The organism is Stenotrophomonas sp. YJH_SMC_4 (assembly GCF_059371575.1).
Genome location: NZ_JCAFUR010000036.1, coordinates 1 through 15,523, shown reverse-complemented (window position 1 = coordinate 15,523; position 15,523 = coordinate 1). Strand labels below are relative to the sequence as shown.

Annotated in this window: 16 protein-coding genes and 1 pseudogene; 9 read left to right on the top strand and 8 right to left on the bottom strand. The window is 67.5% G+C overall.

What is annotated here, in order from left to right; genetic code table 11:
• The 6 genes and pseudogenes from AC5P9F_RS20640 to hglS form a co-directional block, all read left to right on the top strand.
• A pseudogene (locus AC5P9F_RS20640) lies at positions 1 to 124 on the top strand (IS110 family transposase); the annotation flags it as partial.
• A gap of 82 nt (positions 125 to 206) precedes the next feature.
• Positions 207 to 578, top strand: coding sequence for a hypothetical protein (locus AC5P9F_RS20635; RefSeq protein WP_012478956.1), 372 nt, complete (start codon positions 207 to 209; stop codon positions 576 to 578).
• Positions 579 to 810: 232 nt separating this feature from the next.
• On the top strand, positions 811 to 1,227 hold the full coding sequence (locus AC5P9F_RS20630) for an EF-hand domain-containing protein (protein WP_005407824.1): 417 nt from the start codon (positions 811 to 813) through the stop codon (positions 1,225 to 1,227).
• A gap of 84 nt (positions 1,228 to 1,311) precedes the next feature.
• Entirely contained in the window at positions 1,312 to 2,064 is a 753-nt protein-coding gene (locus tag AC5P9F_RS20625; protein WP_012478958.1) for an HAD family hydrolase, read from the top strand.
• 31 nt (positions 2,065 to 2,095) lie between these two features.
• Complete coding sequence (locus AC5P9F_RS20620; RefSeq protein WP_012478959.1) at positions 2,096 to 2,584, top strand: hypothetical protein; 489 nt, start codon at positions 2,096 to 2,098, stop codon at positions 2,582 to 2,584.
• Between the two features lie 165 nt (positions 2,585 to 2,749).
• Positions 2,750 to 4,114, top strand: a complete 1,365-nt coding sequence (gene hglS, locus AC5P9F_RS20615) for a 2-oxoadipate dioxygenase/decarboxylase HglS (RefSeq protein WP_495232026.1) — start codon at positions 2,750 to 2,752, stop codon at positions 4,112 to 4,114.
• Positions 4,115 to 4,287: 173 nt separating this feature from the next.
• Here the strand turns inward: hglS and scpC are convergent, their stop codons facing one another.
• Positions 4,288 to 5,802, bottom strand: a complete 1,515-nt coding sequence (gene scpC, locus AC5P9F_RS20610) for a succinyl-CoA:acetate CoA-transferase ScpC (protein WP_005407828.1) — start codon at positions 5,800 to 5,802, stop codon at positions 4,288 to 4,290.
• A gap of 421 nt (positions 5,803 to 6,223) precedes the next feature.
• Here scpC and glnE point away from each other — a divergent pair, with 421 nt between their 5' ends.
• Entirely contained in the window at positions 6,224 to 9,019 is a 2,796-nt protein-coding gene (gene glnE / locus AC5P9F_RS20605; RefSeq protein ID WP_495232025.1) for a bifunctional [glutamate--ammonia ligase]-adenylyl-L-tyrosine phosphorylase/[glutamate--ammonia-ligase] adenylyltransferase, read from the top strand.
• Between the two features lie 236 nt (positions 9,020 to 9,255).
• Here the strand turns inward: glnE and AC5P9F_RS20600 are convergent, their stop codons facing one another.
• The 6 genes from AC5P9F_RS20600 to AC5P9F_RS20575 all read right to left on the bottom strand — a co-directional run bounded on the left by AC5P9F_RS20600 (position 9,256) and on the right by AC5P9F_RS20575 (position 13,194).
• Complete coding sequence (locus tag AC5P9F_RS20600; RefSeq protein ID WP_005407830.1) at positions 9,256 to 9,816, bottom strand: queuosine precursor transporter; 561 nt, start codon at positions 9,814 to 9,816, stop codon at positions 9,256 to 9,258.
• Between the two features lie 75 nt (positions 9,817 to 9,891).
• Positions 9,892 to 10,404 carry a hypothetical protein gene (locus AC5P9F_RS20595; protein ID WP_049397247.1) on the bottom strand — a complete coding sequence of 171 codons (513 nt, stop codon included), beginning with the start codon at positions 10,402 to 10,404 and terminating at the stop codon, positions 9,892 to 9,894.
• Positions 10,405 to 10,436: 32 nt separating this feature from the next.
• Positions 10,437 to 10,931, bottom strand: coding sequence for a hypothetical protein (locus tag AC5P9F_RS20590; protein ID WP_495232024.1), 495 nt, complete (start codon positions 10,929 to 10,931; stop codon positions 10,437 to 10,439).
• A 19-nt stretch (positions 10,932 to 10,950) separates the two neighbouring features.
• Positions 10,951 to 11,802, bottom strand: a complete 852-nt coding sequence (locus AC5P9F_RS20585; protein ID WP_005412057.1) for a DUF2145 domain-containing protein — start codon at positions 11,800 to 11,802, stop codon at positions 10,951 to 10,953.
• 48 nt (positions 11,803 to 11,850) lie between these two features.
• Entirely contained in the window at positions 11,851 to 12,081 is a 231-nt protein-coding gene (locus tag AC5P9F_RS20580) for a hypothetical protein (RefSeq protein WP_005407834.1), read from the bottom strand.
• A 153-nt stretch (positions 12,082 to 12,234) separates the two neighbouring features.
• Positions 12,235 to 13,194 carry a mitochondrial fission ELM1 family protein gene (locus AC5P9F_RS20575; RefSeq protein WP_005407835.1) on the bottom strand — a complete coding sequence of 320 codons (960 nt, stop codon included), beginning with the start codon at positions 13,192 to 13,194 and terminating at the stop codon, positions 12,235 to 12,237.
• A gap of 126 nt (positions 13,195 to 13,320) precedes the next feature.
• On the opposite strand from AC5P9F_RS20575, the gene AC5P9F_RS20570 reads away from it, so the two are divergent.
• Both AC5P9F_RS20570 and AC5P9F_RS20565 read left to right on the top strand, forming a co-directional pair.
• Positions 13,321 to 13,911 carry a malonic semialdehyde reductase gene (locus AC5P9F_RS20570; protein ID WP_111117820.1) on the top strand — a complete coding sequence of 197 codons (591 nt, stop codon included), beginning with the start codon at positions 13,321 to 13,323 and terminating at the stop codon, positions 13,909 to 13,911.
• 86 nt (positions 13,912 to 13,997) lie between these two features.
• Positions 13,998 to 14,705 carry a YceI family protein gene (locus AC5P9F_RS20565; protein ID WP_005407837.1) on the top strand — a complete coding sequence of 236 codons (708 nt, stop codon included), beginning with the start codon at positions 13,998 to 14,000 and terminating at the stop codon, positions 14,703 to 14,705.
• 199 nt (positions 14,706 to 14,904) lie between these two features.
• Here the strand turns inward: AC5P9F_RS20565 and AC5P9F_RS20560 are convergent, their stop codons facing one another.
• Entirely contained in the window at positions 14,905 to 15,306 is a 402-nt protein-coding gene (locus AC5P9F_RS20560) for a hypothetical protein (RefSeq protein ID WP_076739829.1), read from the bottom strand.
• Positions 15,307 to 15,523 lie beyond the last annotated feature (217 nt).

Below are 15,523 nucleotides of genomic sequence, written 5' to 3'. Positions count from 1 at the left end.
TTACGCTGGCCTGAAGGCCAAGGGCAAAGCGAGCAAGGTGGCGCTCGTGGCGGTCATGCGCAAAATGCTGGTGATCCTCAACGCCCGTAAGCGAGACGCCGAGGTGGCCCTCGGCTGCCCCTGACAAGACAGTTGCTACTGGGGCTACCGGATTGGGTCCGGGGCAGATCCCTTACACTGGCCGCCTCTTCATCCCTGCCCACCCGATGAACCTTCCCCTGCACTTCGGCCTGCTCGGTACCCTGGAAGCCGGCGCCATCGCCCTGCTGGTCGGGCTGCTGGTGTACTTCCTGTGGTCGCAGCTGTGCCGGCTCCTGCACTGGACCGCGGGTCACGCGATCGGGTGGTCCTGTGTCATCGCCGTGATCATCTCCGCCGGCATCGATGCATGGAAGCTGTTCTACATGGGCATCGTGCGGCTGGAGTCGCCGCTGTATGCGCGCCTGTTCCTGGCCACCATCCACGATCCGAACGAACTCGGCAGCCGCGTGGTGCTGGAAATCGCCGGTGCGCTCGCCGGTGTTGCGCTGGGGTGGGTGTTGTTCAGTTCGCGGTCATCGGAAAAAACCGTCGACTGACGCAGGTTTTTCGTTGGTTGCCGGTTAAATCCGGCAGCGCTGAATGCGCATCTTATGAGCTGCTCACTTGCTGCTAACCACCGCGCTAATGCATGCGCGGGGGCGAGTGGTTAATGGTGCGTGTTGACGCCGGTCGCGGGGCAAAATCGATTCAGAAACGCGGTGGCAGGGTAGGTGCCGTGCGGAGACAACACGCCGCGCAACACCACCCAATTGGCAGGAGACACCCCTGATGACTATTCGCAACCGCAAGCCCCTGATCGCCCTGATCGTCGCCGCTGGCAGCGTGCTGGCCATTCCGGCGATGGCCCAGTCGGCCAAGCAGCAGGCGGCGCATGCGCAGAACGAGGCCGCACAGGCCCAGCAGGCGGCTGCACAGGCCGGCCAGGCCGCCGACCAGGCGACCAACGCTGCCGCAGCCGCATCGGCGCAGGCCAACGGCGGTGGCCAGACCTGGGCCAGCATCGATACCGATGGCAACGGCACCATCAGCAAGACCGAGGCGCAGGTGAACGCGGGCCTGGCCCAGGTGTTCGACCAGGCTGATACCAACAAGGACGGCGAGCTGAGCGCCGATGAGTACAAGGCCTATGTGGCCGCCCAGCAGGCCGGCGCCGGCGGCGCAGCGCAGGGTGCGCAGGGCAGGTAAGACCTGTATCGGGGCGTATGGGAACCCGGGCGGCTTCGGCCGCCCGGGTTTTTTTCGTCACCACGGCCCCTGTATCCTTGCGCGATGAACACCTCCACGCCTGCGCCGTCGCGCGCCATCGGCCTGGTCGGTTTTGACGGTGACGATACGCTGTGGAAGAGCGAGGACTACTACCGCAAGGCCGAGCAGGACTACCTTGACCTGCTGTCGCGCTACGTCGACGTGCACGACACCCAGACCGCGCGCCACCTGCTGGAAGTGCAGCAGCGCCACTTGGGCACCTTCGGCTACGGCGTGAAGAGCATGACGCTGTCGATGATCGAAGCGGCCATCGACATCACCGGGCAGCGCATCGAAGCGAAGGACATCCAGCGCATCCTGGATATCGGCCACGACACCCTGCGCCACCCGGTCGAACTGATCGACGGTGTGCGCGAAGCGGTGGCGGCCATCGCCGAGCACTACCCGGTGGTGCTGATCACCAAGGGCGACCTGTTCCACCAGGAAGCGAAGATCAAGGTCGCCAACCTGGGCGAGCTGTTCCCGCGCATCGAGATCGTCTCGGAGAAGGACCCGGAAACCTACGCCCGCGTGCTGGCCGAATTCGATCTGCCCATGCAGCGCTTCGTGATGGTCGGCAACTCGCTGCGTTCGGACATCGAGCCGGTGGTTACCCTGGGTGGCTGGGGCGTGCATACCCCGTACGCAGTGACCTGGGCCCACGAGACCCAGCACGGCGTGGCCGATGATGAACCGCGCATGGTCACCGCCGATACCGCCCACGACTGGCCGGCCGCACTGGCGGCGATCGAAGCCAAGGCCGCTGCGGCGGCCTGACAGGGCCCGGCGGCTGCGGCAGAATCGGGGCATGAATTACCGACTGCGCGTGTTGCTGTTGTCCCTGCTGCTGGCGCCGGCCACCGTGCTGGCCCAGCAGACCGCCGAGCGTTCGGCTGCGTATGAGGTGGCAACCGGCGACAGCTGGGTTGATGCCCAGCTGCAGGACATCAACCATTACGCCGAACGCTACCCGGATGCCTTTCTCGATGAGGTATCGCGCTATGCCGACGTGCCCCGTGGCTACATCAGCGCGCTGTTCACCACCCATGGCTGGCAGGCCGGGGACATCTATTTTGCCTGCTTCTGGGCCAAGGCCAGCGGCCAGACCTGCCGCGACAGCGTGCGCGCCTTCAGCCAGGACCCGGACGGCGGCTGGGAAGCGGTGGTGAAGCGGATGCCCACCAAGCCGGACAACCTGCATTACCGGGCCGTGCGCCACGCCATCGTGGCCAGCTACCAGCACTGGGACCGGCCGATCACCCTGGATGCCACCCTGAAGCGCCAGTTGAAGCGGTAGTGCCGGCCGCTGGCCGGCAACCTGGGGATACCCGCTCGCAGCGGATGCCGGCCAGCGGCCGGCACTACCGATCTGTTTCATGTTGCTCTGCATATCGCCGCCGCCCCGCGCTCCGGCGACAATACGGGTCCGAGCTGTTCCCCCGTTCCCGTAATCGAGTGACTGATGAGCGCCTCTTTGGTTTCGCCTGATGTGATCCGCCGCCTGTTCGCGCAGGCCATGTCCCGCATGTACCGCACCGAAGTGCCGCTGTACGGCACGCTGGTGGAGCTGGTGGAGCGGATCAACGCGCAGGTGCTTGCCCAGGACCCGGCGCTGGCCGCGCAGCTGCAGCGCAACGACGAGCGTGCGCGCCTGGATGAAGAGCGCCATGGCGCGATCCGCGTCGGCACCGTGCAGGAGCTGGCCACACTGCGCCGCCTGTTCGCGGTGATGGGCATGTACCCGGTGGGCTACTACGACCTGTCGGTGGCCGGCGTGCCGGTGCACTCCACCGCGTTCCGCCCGCTGACCGGCGCCGCGCTGGCGCAGAATCCGTTCCGCGTGTTCACCTCGCTGCTGCGCCTGGAACTGATCGAAGACGAAGCGCTGCGTGCCGAATCGGCGAAGATTCTTGCGCGCCGCCGCATCTTCACCGACGGCGCGCTGGCACTGATCGACCAGGCCGAGCGTGACGGCGGCCTGTCGCAGGCCGATGCCGAACGCTTCGTCGATGAAGCGCTGGAAACCTTCCGCTGGCACGGCGATGCCACCGTCGACCTGCCGACCTACCACGCGCTGCACCACGCGCACCGCCTGGTGGCCGACGTGGTCAGCTTCCGTGGCCCGCACATCAACCACCTGACCCCACGCACGCTGGACATCGATGCCGCGCAGGCGGCGATGATCGAACACGGCATGGCGGCCAAGGCGGTGATCGAAGGCCCGCCGCGCCGCGCCTGCCCGATCCTGCTGCGCCAGACCAGCTTCAAGGCACTGGAAGAAGCCGTGCATTTCCCGGGCGGCGAAGGCGGCGATGCCGGCACCCATACCGCGCGCTTCGGCGAGATCGAACAGCGCGGCCTTGCGCTCACCCCGAAGGGCCGCGCGCTGTACGACCAGCTGCTGTCGCAGGCACGCGATGCCGGTGGCGAAGGCAGCACTGGCGGCGACTACGGCCAGCGCCTGCAGGCGGTGTTCGCCAGCTTCCCGGATGACCATGACACGCTGCGCCAGGAAGGACTGGGCTATTACCGCTACCAGCTGACCGACGCCGGCCGTGCCGCGCCCGAGCGCGTGGCGGATCTGCCGGCCGAAGTGCTGGTGGCCACAGGCTTGGCCACGGCCGACCCGATCGTCTACGAGGATTTCCTGCCGGTCAGTGCCGCGGGCATCTTCCAGTCGAACCTGGGCGGCGAAGAACAGCGCGCCTATGCCGCGCACGCCAACCGCGAGGCCTTCGAGCAGGCGCTGGGCGTGGCGGTGAACGACGAGTTCGAGATCTACGAGCGGCTGCAGGCCGAATCGCTGGCGAGCCTGCGATTCGCGTGAAGGTAGAGCCGGCCGCTGGCCGGCTGTTGGGGAAGCCGGCCAGCGGCCGGCTCTACCCGATTCCGTAGCTGGGGTCAGAGCCCTTTCCTGTGGAAAGGGATCCGACCCCAACGTTGCGCATGATCGGGGTCAGATCCCTTTTCGGCAGAAAAGGGCTCTGACCCCCAACGCAATCAGCCCTTCATCGTTCCGGTATCCAGCCAACGCTGGTGCCACGACAGCGCTTCCGGCAGCAGGTGCGGGGTGTGCTTGCCGTAGCTCTCGCGGCTGGCACGGTCGAAGTAATCCTGCAGCTGCGGGCGGAAATCCGGGTGCGCGCAGTTGTCGATCAGCACCTGCGCGCGCTTTCGCGGGGTCAGTCCACGCAGATCGGCCAGGCCCTGTTCGGTCACGATCACCGATACGTCGTGCTCGGTGTGGTCGACATGGCTGGCCATCGGCACGATCGCCGAGATGGTGCCGTTCTTGGCGGTGGACGGGCTCAGGAACGCCGACAGGAACCCGTTGCGGGCAAAGTCGCCGGAACCGCCGATGCCGTTCATGATCCGCGTGCCCATCACGTGCGTCGAATTGACGTTGCCGTAGATGTCCACTTCGATCATGCCGTTCATGCCGATGCAGCCCAGGCGGCGCACCAGTTCCGGGTGGTTGGAGATTTCCTGCGTGCGCATGATGATGCGCTCGCGGTAGAAATCGATGTTCTCCTTGAACGTCTCGTTGGCCTGCGGGCTCAGCGCAAAACCCGTGCACGAGGCATAGCTCAGCACGCCATCGCGCAGCAGGTCGAGCATGCCGTCCTGGATCACCTCGGTGAACGCGGCCAGGTCGCGGAAACCGCTCTTTGCCAACCCGGCCAGCACGGCGTTGGGAATGTTGCCCACGCCCGACTGCAGCGGCAGCAGGTTCGGTGGCAGGCGGCCCTTCTTCACCTCGTGCTTGAGGAACTCGATCAGGTGCGAGGCGATCTGCTCGCTGGTCGCATCGATCGGGCTGAACGGGCTGTTGCGGTCCGGGCCGTTGGTGCGCACCACGGCCACGATCTTGTCCGGGTCGCAGCGCAGCGCGGTGTCGCCGATGCGGTCGTTGGCGTTCACCAGCGGAATCGGCTTGCGGTGCGGCGGCAGCGCGGTGCCGTAGTAGATGTCATGCATGCCGTCGACGCCGGCCGGCTGCCATTCGTTGACCTCGACGATCACTTTCTTCGCCAGGTCCAGCCAGGTCTTGTTGTTGCCGACCGAAGTGGAGGGCACCAGCGAACCGTCCTCGCGGATGGCCGACACTTCGATCACGGCGGTATCGATCTCGCCGTAGAAACCGAACCACACGTGCTGGGCAACGTGGCTGAGGTGGATGTCGATGTAATCCAGCTTGCCCTCGTTGATGCGGTTGCGCGCATCCGGGTCGCTCTGGAACGGCATGCGCATGGCGATGCCATCGGCCTTGGCCAGCGCACCATCAAGCTCCGGCGCGGTCGAGGCACCGGTCATCAGCTTGATCTGGAAGGGGTTGCCCTGGGCATGCACCGCTTCGATGCGGCGGGCCAGTTCGACGGGAACGGCCTTGGGATACCCGGAGCCGGTAAAGCCGCTCATGGCCACGGTTTCACCGGGCTGGATCAGCGCGGCTGCGGCCTCTGCGGAGACCACGCGGTCACGGAGACGCGCGTTGGCGATGCGATCAACAGACATGACGACACGTGTTGCTGGGGGGAATTCCGATTATCGGCCATCCTCATCCGTACGGGGGGTTCTACCTTCGTGGAATGGCTTTTCCCCAGGGGCTCACCCAAACCCGTCGGTTTTGTTTTGCAGTGCAGCGTGCAAAGTGCTTTCGCAGCCCGCACGATGGCCCTGCATCCCGACGTGGGGGAGGGAGCAGAGCCCGCTGGCAGTTCGCTGCAAGCGGGCTTTTTTATTGCCTGTCGCCCAGTATGAATACGCGGCCTCCATTGTTGGTAATGCCGGCCGCTGGCCGGCAGATCCGTTGACTTGGTAGTGCCGGCCGCTGGCCGGCAGATCCGATGATGCTGCCGAAGGTTACCGGGGTTGCCGGCCAGCGGCCGGCACTACCGGGTCCGTTGCGCCCCGGCCGGGTCGATACAATCAGTGCATGACCCTCGCCCCCGCTGATCTGCCCGTCTCCCTGCAGCCTCTTGTCGACCGCGCCCTGGCGCGTCTGGCTCAAGTCCTGCCAGAGCCCATCCCGGCCGACCTGCTGCCGTTGCTGACCCGCCTGGCGGTGACCAGCGACTTCGCGCTGGACACCCTGGTGCGGCAACCGGCGCTGCTGGCGCAGCTGGCCGCGCCCGGCTGCCCGCCGATCCCGGCGCCGGTGCTCGACCCGCTGCAGCCCAGCGACTGGCCGGCACAGCTGCGGCGCTGGCGTGCGGCGATGTCCACACGGTTGATCTGGCGCGACCTTGCCGGGCTGGACGACGTGGCGCAGACCCTGGCCGGTGCCACCACCCTGGCCGAAGACTGCCTGAGGCTGGCACTGGAGGCCCTGCAGCAGGAATTTGCCCAGCGCCACGGCGTCATCGCCGATGACCAAGGCACGCCGCAGCAGCTGGTCGTGTTCGGCCTCGGCAAGCTGGGCGGCGGCGAGCTCAACTTCAGTTCCGATATCGATCTGGTCTACGCCTATCCGCACGGTGGTGAATCCGATGGCCCGCGCGCGCTGGCCGCCGAAGAGTATTTCGCCCGCCTCGGCCAGCGCCTGGCCAAGCTGCTGGACGAAACCACCGTCGATGGCTTCAGCCACCGTGTCGACCTGCGCCTGCGTCCGTTCGGCAGCGCCGGCCGCGTCGCGCTGTCGTTCGCGGCGATGGACCAGTATTTCCAGCGCGAGGGCCGCGACTGGGAACGCTATGCGTGGCTGAAGGCGCGCGCGGTGGCCGGCGACATCGCCGCCGGTGAAGCGTGGCTGCAGACCCTGCGCCCGTTCGTGTACCGCCGCTACCTCGACTTCACCGCGCTCGATGGCCTGCGCGAAATGAAGGCGGCGATCACCGCCGAGGTCGCGCGCCGCGAGTTGCACGAGGACATCAAGCGTGGCGCCGGTGGCATCCGCGAAATCGAATTCCTGTGCCAGGCACTGCAGCTGATCCGCGGTGGCCGTGAACCGGCACTGCGCGAGCGTCGCCTGCTGGTGGCGCTGGATGCACTGGTTGCCGCCGGACAGATCGCGCCCGAGGATGGCGCCGCACTGCGCGAGGCTTACCTGTTCCTGCGCCGGCTGGAGAACCGCCTGCAGATGCTGCGCGACGCGCAGACCCACGTACTGCCCAGCGACGCGCTGGACCGCGAACGCATTGCCGTCGGCCTCGGCCATGCGGACTGGAACGTGCTGCGCGCGGCGTTGGCCGAACAGCAGCAGCGCGTCAGTACTGAATTTGCCGCGCTGCTGGCGCCGCGCAAGGGCCAGGCCGCGCCCGACGCGCTGGCCAACTACTGGCGCAGCCTGCCCGAAGGCAGCAACGCACCACTGCTGGCCGAAGCCGGCTTCCTCGATGCCAACGGCGCCGACCAGTCGCTGCGCGATTTCGCCCAGGGCACCGGCGTGAAGTCCTTGTCCGATGCCGCGCGTGCGCGGCTGGATCGCGTGCTGCCCGCACTGCTGCATGCGGCCACGCGCTCGCCACAACCCGACGCCGCGCTCAAGCGTGTGCTTGGCCTGCTGCAGGCGGTGCTGCGCCGGACCAGCTATCTCGCACTGCTGGATGAGCAACCGAGTGCGCTGGCGCGGCTGGTGGATGTGCTGGCGCGCAGTGCGCTGCTGGCCGAACGCTTGGCCGCGTATCCATTGCTGTTGGACGAACTGCTGGACGTGCGCGTGTCCGGGCCGATGCCGGATGCTGCCGGCATGCTGGCCGAGTGCCAGCAGGTGCTGGCGGTGGAGGATCCCGAATCCGCACTGCGCTGGCTCAACGAGACGCGGCTGGCGCTGAGCTTCCGCATGGCGATGGCCACGCTGGACGGGCGCCAGGGCGCGGTGGACAGCACACGGCAACTGGCCGAGCTGGCGCAGGCGGTGGTGATCACTGTGCTGGCGATGGCCGAAGCGGACATGCGCGCCGCACACGGCGAGATTCCCGGTGGGCGCTTCGCGATCATCGGCTACGGCAGCCTGGGTGGCCTGGAGCTGGGTTTCGGTTCCGACCTGGACCTGGTGTTCCTGCACGACAACCCGGCCGGGGTGGATGCCAGCGATGGTGCGCGGCCGCTGGAGCCGGGCCGCTGGTATGCGCGCCTGGCACAGAAGGTGATGGCACTGCTTGGCGCGGTCACCGCCGCCGGCCGCCTGTACGACATCGACGTGCGCCTGCGCCCGGACGGTGGCAAGGGTTCGCTGGTGTCTTCGTTGGCCAGTTACACCGAATACCAGCGCGAACGCGCATGGACCTGGGAACACCAGGCATTGGTGCGCGCACGCGGCGTGGCCGGCGATGCCAGCCTGCTGGCCGACTTCGAACAGGTGCGTGCGCAGACGCTGGGTCGTGAGCGTGATCCGGCGACGCTGTATGCCGATGTGCTGAAGATGCGCGGCCGCATGCGCACCGAACTGGACCGCAGCGATGCCGCGCGGCTGGACCTGAAGCAGGGTGCCGGCGGCGTAGTGGACCTGGAGTTCCTGCTGCAGACCGGCGTGCTGGCGCGCAGTGCGCAGCATGCGGTGCTGCTGCAGCCGCGCGATACACCGTCGTTGATCGATGCGTTGGCGGTGGCCGGTTTCCTTCCCGATGCCACCGCGCATGCACTGCATGGGGCACATGCCACGCTGCTGGACGTAGGCCTGGCCTGCACGCTGGACCGGCGCCCGCGGTTGGCGCCGACCACGCCTGCGATTGAAGAGGCGTGTGCCGCGATTACGGCAGCGTGCAGAGCCGCGGAGCTGCCGTTCGCCTGAGCGGGGGCAAATGCTGCAACCACTTTGGGTGGGTGCGGACCGTTGGTCGGCACAATCTGTCGGCAGCGATGAGTTCTGCAGGGCGTGCCGACCAACGGTCGGCACCCACCGAATCAATGGCCCTGCGATGCCTGCTCCTGGTAGGTGCCGACCGTTGGTCGGCACAATCCGCCAGCGGTAATGAACTCCGATGGAGCGTGCCAACCAACGGTCGGCACGCACCAGAGCATGTGCGGTCAGCTGGTGGCCCGCAGCGGCGCCATCTTCCACAACAACGCGCGGAACGGGGCCAGCAGGCACACGCCGATCGCCAGCTTCACCGCCAGGTCGCCCGCTGCCCAGCTCACCCACGGCAGGGCGGAACCGGCAAACGCGATCGACCAGAAAATGGTGGTATCCACCGTCGCGCTGCAGGTGGTGGCCACCATCGGTGCGCGCCACCAGCTGCCACGACGCAGGCGGTCGAACACGGTGATGTCCAGCAGCTGCGCCACGATGAAGGCCGAGCACGAGGCAATGGCGATGCGCGGCGTGGCCACCCACACCGACAACACCACCGCCACCAGGAAGCCGATCCACGCCACGCGGCGCGCCGGGCCCGGGCCGAAGCGGCGGTTGATCAGGTTGCTGACCAGGAACGCGACCGGATAGCTGAAGGCACCCCAGGTCAGCCAATCGTTGATCGGGTACTGCACCAGTACGTTGGACAGCAGCACCACCGCGCCCATCGCCAGTACCGCCAGCACCAGGGCGCGCGGGGTCAGCGGGGCAAAAAGAGGGGCAGGACGCACGGACATGGCGAGCCAGGGGGACAAAGGGGATCGCCCATTATCCGCCCGGCCCGCGTCAAAGCCAAAACCGGTCGTTCAGCTTTACAGCGCTTCGCTCATCACATCGCCAGCGGCGTAGGCGGTGGGCACGTAAGCCAGTGCCTGGCCCTGCGCGCTTTTCACGGTCCAGCCGGCACCGGCTTCGGTGGGGTCGAAGTGCACCTGCTGGCCGACTACGAAGCCTGCCGCCTGGTCTTCATGCACGTGCGCCGGCCAGCGCAGGGTGGCGGTCTGGTCGGCTTTGTCCGGCACCTGCAGCTGTACCTGGCGCTCGCCCTCCGGCGTGGTCTCCACCTTCTTCACCTCCATCGGCGGCAGCGGCACTGCCTTGGTGCGCGTGGCTCGGCCGTTGCGTTCGCTGGCCTTGAACGGCGCCTTGGACAGTTCGGACAAGCCCATCGAGGCCGCCAGTGGCAACGACAGCACCACGAACGATGTCACGATCACGCTGGCCTCGCTGCTGTTCAACTGCGGCGCGGCGCCAGCATGGACAGTGGGCACCAGCAGCACCGAGAGCAGCAGGGCGGACGCGGGAATGCGCAGGCAACGGAACATGGAGACCTCCTGGTCAACGTGGGGGCGGCGGCTCAGCGCCGGGTATCGAAGATGTCGCGCGGGCCGGTGGCCTCGGGCAGATATTCCAGTGGGCGGCCCTGGTTGTCCTTCACCTGCCAGCCCTGGTCGGTGCCGGTCGGCTCGAAGTTCACGGTCTGCCCCACGGTGAACTGCACGGCGGGATCGCCGGGGCGCTTCGGCCACTGCATCGACGCGGTGTTCTGCGGGTTGCTGACATCGCGCAGCTGCACTTCGCGGCGGCCGTCGACGGTGGTGGCGATGGCGCGCACCTGCATCTGCGGCAGCTTCACCGATGCACCGTGGCCTGGTGGTAGCCCGGCATCCCGGGCTTCCTTGGCAGCGGCGGCGCGCGCGGAAGCAACCAGGGGCGCGGACATTTCCAGGCTCGGCCCCTGCGGACCCGGGTCCTGCAGGATGATGATGCGGCGTTCGGCATGGGCGGTGTTCGCGCCGAGCAGGCCGGCAATGATCACCATCGACATCAGGGAAACAGGCAGCGGACGCATGTCGTTCTCCTCGCGGGATTCAGGGCGTGGCGGCAGCAGCACCGGCCACCGGCACATGGGGGATCACCAGTTCCTGCTGCAGCTGGCTGCGCTGGTGCAGGAAGTCGAATACCGATTCCACCGTCACCACCGAATAGTTGCCGGAAATGCGTTCGCCGGCGGGGTGGTCGGTGGTGGTGGCGTTTGCAATGAACAGGCGTGCACCCACGCGCTTGCCCAGGCCGATATGCAGCACGCTGGGCTGGTACTTCTGCTGGCGCAGCCATTGCTGGGCCTGTTCGCGCTTGACGATGGCCGGTGCGCCATCGGCCTGCGCCATCGCCGCGCCCAGCACCTCCAGTACCCACTGGTTGGAGTTCTGGTAGTCGGTGGCGAACGGGTAGGCGACCACGTTGTACCTGGTCTCGTGCAGCGCCTTGGGCTGGATCGACGGCGACACCAGCATCGCCTTCAATACAGCACGCAGCGGCGCCGACGGCACGCCGATGCGCAGGTCGGTATGCCCGCCGCTCTCGCCGACGAAGTTGCCCAGGCCCTCGTGGTACAGCTGCGAGCTGTCGGTCTTGCAGCGGTTGAGCAGGTGCATCGCGCGCCAGCGGCCGTCGTCCTCGCGCAGCAGGAAGGCCAGGTGGCTGTGACGCAAGCCGTAGCGGCTCAGGTCCTGGCCACCGCGCGCGGCGATCACCACGTCCACATCGGGCAGCGCATCGAGACGCTCGGCGGTGGTCCAGGCCACGTCCAGCATCGCCGCCTGCGCGGCCACGCTCGGGTAGCGCTCGCGGCATTCGGTGCTGTTGGCCCAGGCCGGTGCAGTCGCCAGCAGGCTGGCGATCAGCAGCGCGGCGCGGGGCAGGCGGGAAAAACGATCCATGTCGATACCTTCAACGGCGGGCAGGCCCGCGCGCCGATCATACGCCGGTCAGCGCAGCGGGCGATCCAGGCCCTTGCGCTGGAGTTCCTTGTCGCAGGCGTCGCTGATCGGGGCCACCGGCAGCGGCGGGCGCTGACCAGTCTTCGGATCGCGCAGCGCCGGCTGTTCGCGGTACGCGTCCAGCTGCTGCTGGCATTGATACGAGATCGGATCCAGCTCGGTGGGCGTGGTGGAGCAGGCGGCGAGCAGGGCCAGGGGCAGCAGGAGCAGGGTGCGCATGAAGACGTTCAGCGTGATGGGGGACGCTGGACTCTAACCGCACAGTCGGATCGAAATGTTCAGAAAACGCTGCGCACCCGGTAGTGCCGGCCGCTGGCCGGCAACGTCAGGATCTTCGGTAGCGCGTAGAGCATTGCCGGCCAGCGGCCGGCACTACCCCAATGCCAGACGCTGTTTCACTTCCGCGGCCACCCGCGCGGTCTCGCGCAGTGGTTCGATGCGGTCGTACTGCCAGTCCAGCCAATGCGCCTGCAGCCGCCCGCGCTCGCGCAGCTGCTGCTGGAAGCGCGCCAGCCGGCCTTGCGCGGTATCGGCCAGCGCCACCATCACCGGCATGCGCGTGGCGCAGGCTTCAGACAGCAGGTTCACCGAATCGGGCGAGACCACCACGCGGTTGGCCCAGCCGAGCAGGCCGCCATAAGGATTCGTACCGTCGCCGCCGTCGCCCCAGATCACATGCGGCAGGTCGGCGAACGTCGCGCGCAGGATCTCGGCCAACGCCGGCGGCGTGCGTCGCGAGGTGGTCGCCAGCAGGCTGCCGCCTTCGCTGCGGATCTGCCCGGCCAGCGCCTGGAACACGCCCACCATCGCCGTTTCATCCCACGGCGCCAGCGGCGTCGGTCCACCGACAAGCAACGCGGTGCGCGGGCCGGGCAAGGTACTGAAGCCGGCGAACGCGGCGCGGCCCCAGGCCAGCCAGTCGTCGTCCACCGGGTTGAGGCTGCCGAGCAGGGTCAGCACGTTGCTGCCACGCAGGGCATCGTGTTCGGGCACCACCACCACATCCCAGTGGCGTGCGCCGATGCGCGGGTCGAGGATCTGCACCACCTGGCTGCCACGTGCGCGCAGCACGCGCAGTGCGCCGGCGGCCTGGCGGCCACAGCCGATCGCCAGCGCCGGGGCCTCGGCAGCCAATGACGCGAAAGCCTCGCCATAGCCGTTCACATCACCCGGCAGGCGCCGCGGCGACAGCCAGCGCCAGGGTGCGCGGGGCTGCAGGACCAGCGGTCGGTGGGTGCCCTGGCGCAGCGCCGAGGCCAGCGCGACCGCCTGGCGGACATTGCCCGCACGGCCGTCAGTGACCGTCCATGGCGCGCTCGATCGTTTCACCATTGGCATTAATTCGTTTCAGCCCTGCTGGGTGTTGCAACAGTCGCGACACTCTACACTGCGGCTCGTCGTTTCGCCCCGCGCCGCCCGCGGGCACTGACTTCCCTTAGCCGCCCTGGAGATCCACCGATGTCCCACGCGCTCGACGCTGCTGCCCTCGACCAGCTGTTCCGTACTGCCCGCACCCAGAACGCCTTCCTCGACAAGCCGGTCCCGGCCAGCCTGCTGCAGGAACTGTACGACCTGGTGAAGTGGGGCCCGACCGCCGCCAACACCACGCCGGCCCGCTTCGTGTTCGTCACCTCGAAGGAAGCCAAGGCCAAGCTGGCCCCGGCCCTGTCCGAAGGCAACCACGACAAGACCATGGCCGCTCCGGTCACCGCCATCATCGGCTTCGACCTGGATTTCCACGAGAAGCTGCCGTACCTGTTCCCGCACACCGATGCCAAGGCCTGGTTCGACGGCCCGCAGGAAGGCCGCCACGAAGCCGCCCTCCGCAACGGTAGCCTGCAGGGCGCCTACCTGATCCTGGCCGCACGCGCGCTGGGCCTGGATGCCGGCCCGATGTCCGGCTTCGACCCGGCCAAGGTCGACGAAGCCTTCTTCGCCGGCACTTCGATCAAGTCGAATTTCCTGGTCAACCTGGGTTACGGTGACTCGGCGGGCCTGTTCCCGCGTCTGCCGCGCCTGTCGTTCGACGAAGCGGCGCGCATCGCGTAAGTCGTTGTATCGGTTTCGGGCCCGCCGTCCCGCGGCGGGCTCTTGCTGCACCGTGTACCCACCCTACGATCCGGAGAGTTCCTGAGATGAGCGCCACCCGTAAACTGCTGCTGCCGCTGGCCCTGACCCTGGCCATCGCCGCCTGCTCCAAGCCGGCCGACACCGCTGCCCCGGCCGCCGATGCCGCCGCCCCGGCCACCACCGAGCAGGCCGCCACCCCGGCCGCCGATGCCGCCGCTGCCGCGCCGGCCGCCGAAGCGATCAAGATCGCCTCGGGCACCTACAAGCTGGACCCGACCCACACCGACGTGCTGGCCCAGTGGAGCCACTTCGGCTTCTCCAACCCGAGCGCGCACTTCGGCAACGTCGAAGGCACTCTGGTGTACAACGCCGAAGACGTGACCAAGTCCACCGTGGAAGTGAAGCTGCCGCTGAGCGGCCTGAACAGCTTCACCGCCAAGTTCGACGAGCACCTGAAGAGCGCCGACTTCTTCGACGCCGCCAAGTTCGCCGATGCCACCTTCAAGAGCACCAAGGTGGAAGCGGCCGGCACCAACAAGCTGACCGTCACCGGTGACCTGACCATCAAGGGCATCACCAAGCCGGTCACCCTGGACGTGACCGTCAACGGCGGTGGCGAGCACCCGATGGCCAAGGTTCCGGCGGCTGGCTTCGATGCCACCACCACCCTGAAGCGCAGCGATTTCGGCGTTGGCGCGTATGCCCCGAACGTCAGCGATGAAGTGAAGATCCGCATCACCACCGAAGCCACCGGCGAAAAGCCGGCGGCTTGATGCACCCCGCTCACTCGTCGTGAGAAGGCAGAAGGCCCGCTGAAAAGCGGGCCTTCTTTTTGGGTGCCGGTAGAGCCGGCCGCTGGCCGGCTGCATGCGGGGTGCCCGATGCTGATGGGGTTGCCGGCCAGCGGCCGGCACTACCCGGTAGACGACAACCTGCATCTGGTGGGTGCGGACCGTTGGTCCGCACGATCCCTCAGCGCAACGCGCCCAACCATGCCACGCACGCTTCGCTCGGGCTCTGCTTGGCCTTCACCGTCATGCCGCTCACGCGCACGAACGTCTGTGCGGCCTGCGCCACCACCTGGCGTGCGATCAGCGCCGCCTGCTTGGTCGCGGCCTGCTGCTTGCGCAGCTGCACGATGTGCACCGACGGCCGGCCCACCGGCGCGTATTTCTGGTCGCGGCGCAGTACGTCGGCCACCTGCGCCACTTCGAATTCGGCCTGCAGGTAGCGGTGCTGTGCCTCCACCAGCTCACGCAGCGGCGTGCGCAGTGCGGCGATGTCGGCGAAGGCGGCCAGTGCCGCATCGCAGGCGGCGTCATCGGCAAAGCGGGTACGCAGCGCATCCACGCTGGCCAGGGTCAGTTTGGCCATGTGGGCCTCGTTGCTGCAGGAAAGGAGCGCGATTGTCGCATTGCTTGGCGTGTTCCGGAGCGGCGGTCTTCCGTTTGGTAGAGTCGACTGTTAGTTGTGATCTCTCTGTACGTTGTTCATCCGGGACATCTTTGGAAAATGGTGGTTACCACACCTCTCCAGACCCCAAAGAGCCCGGATGAACCACCATAAAAATGCCCGTTTGACCGTCCATAGT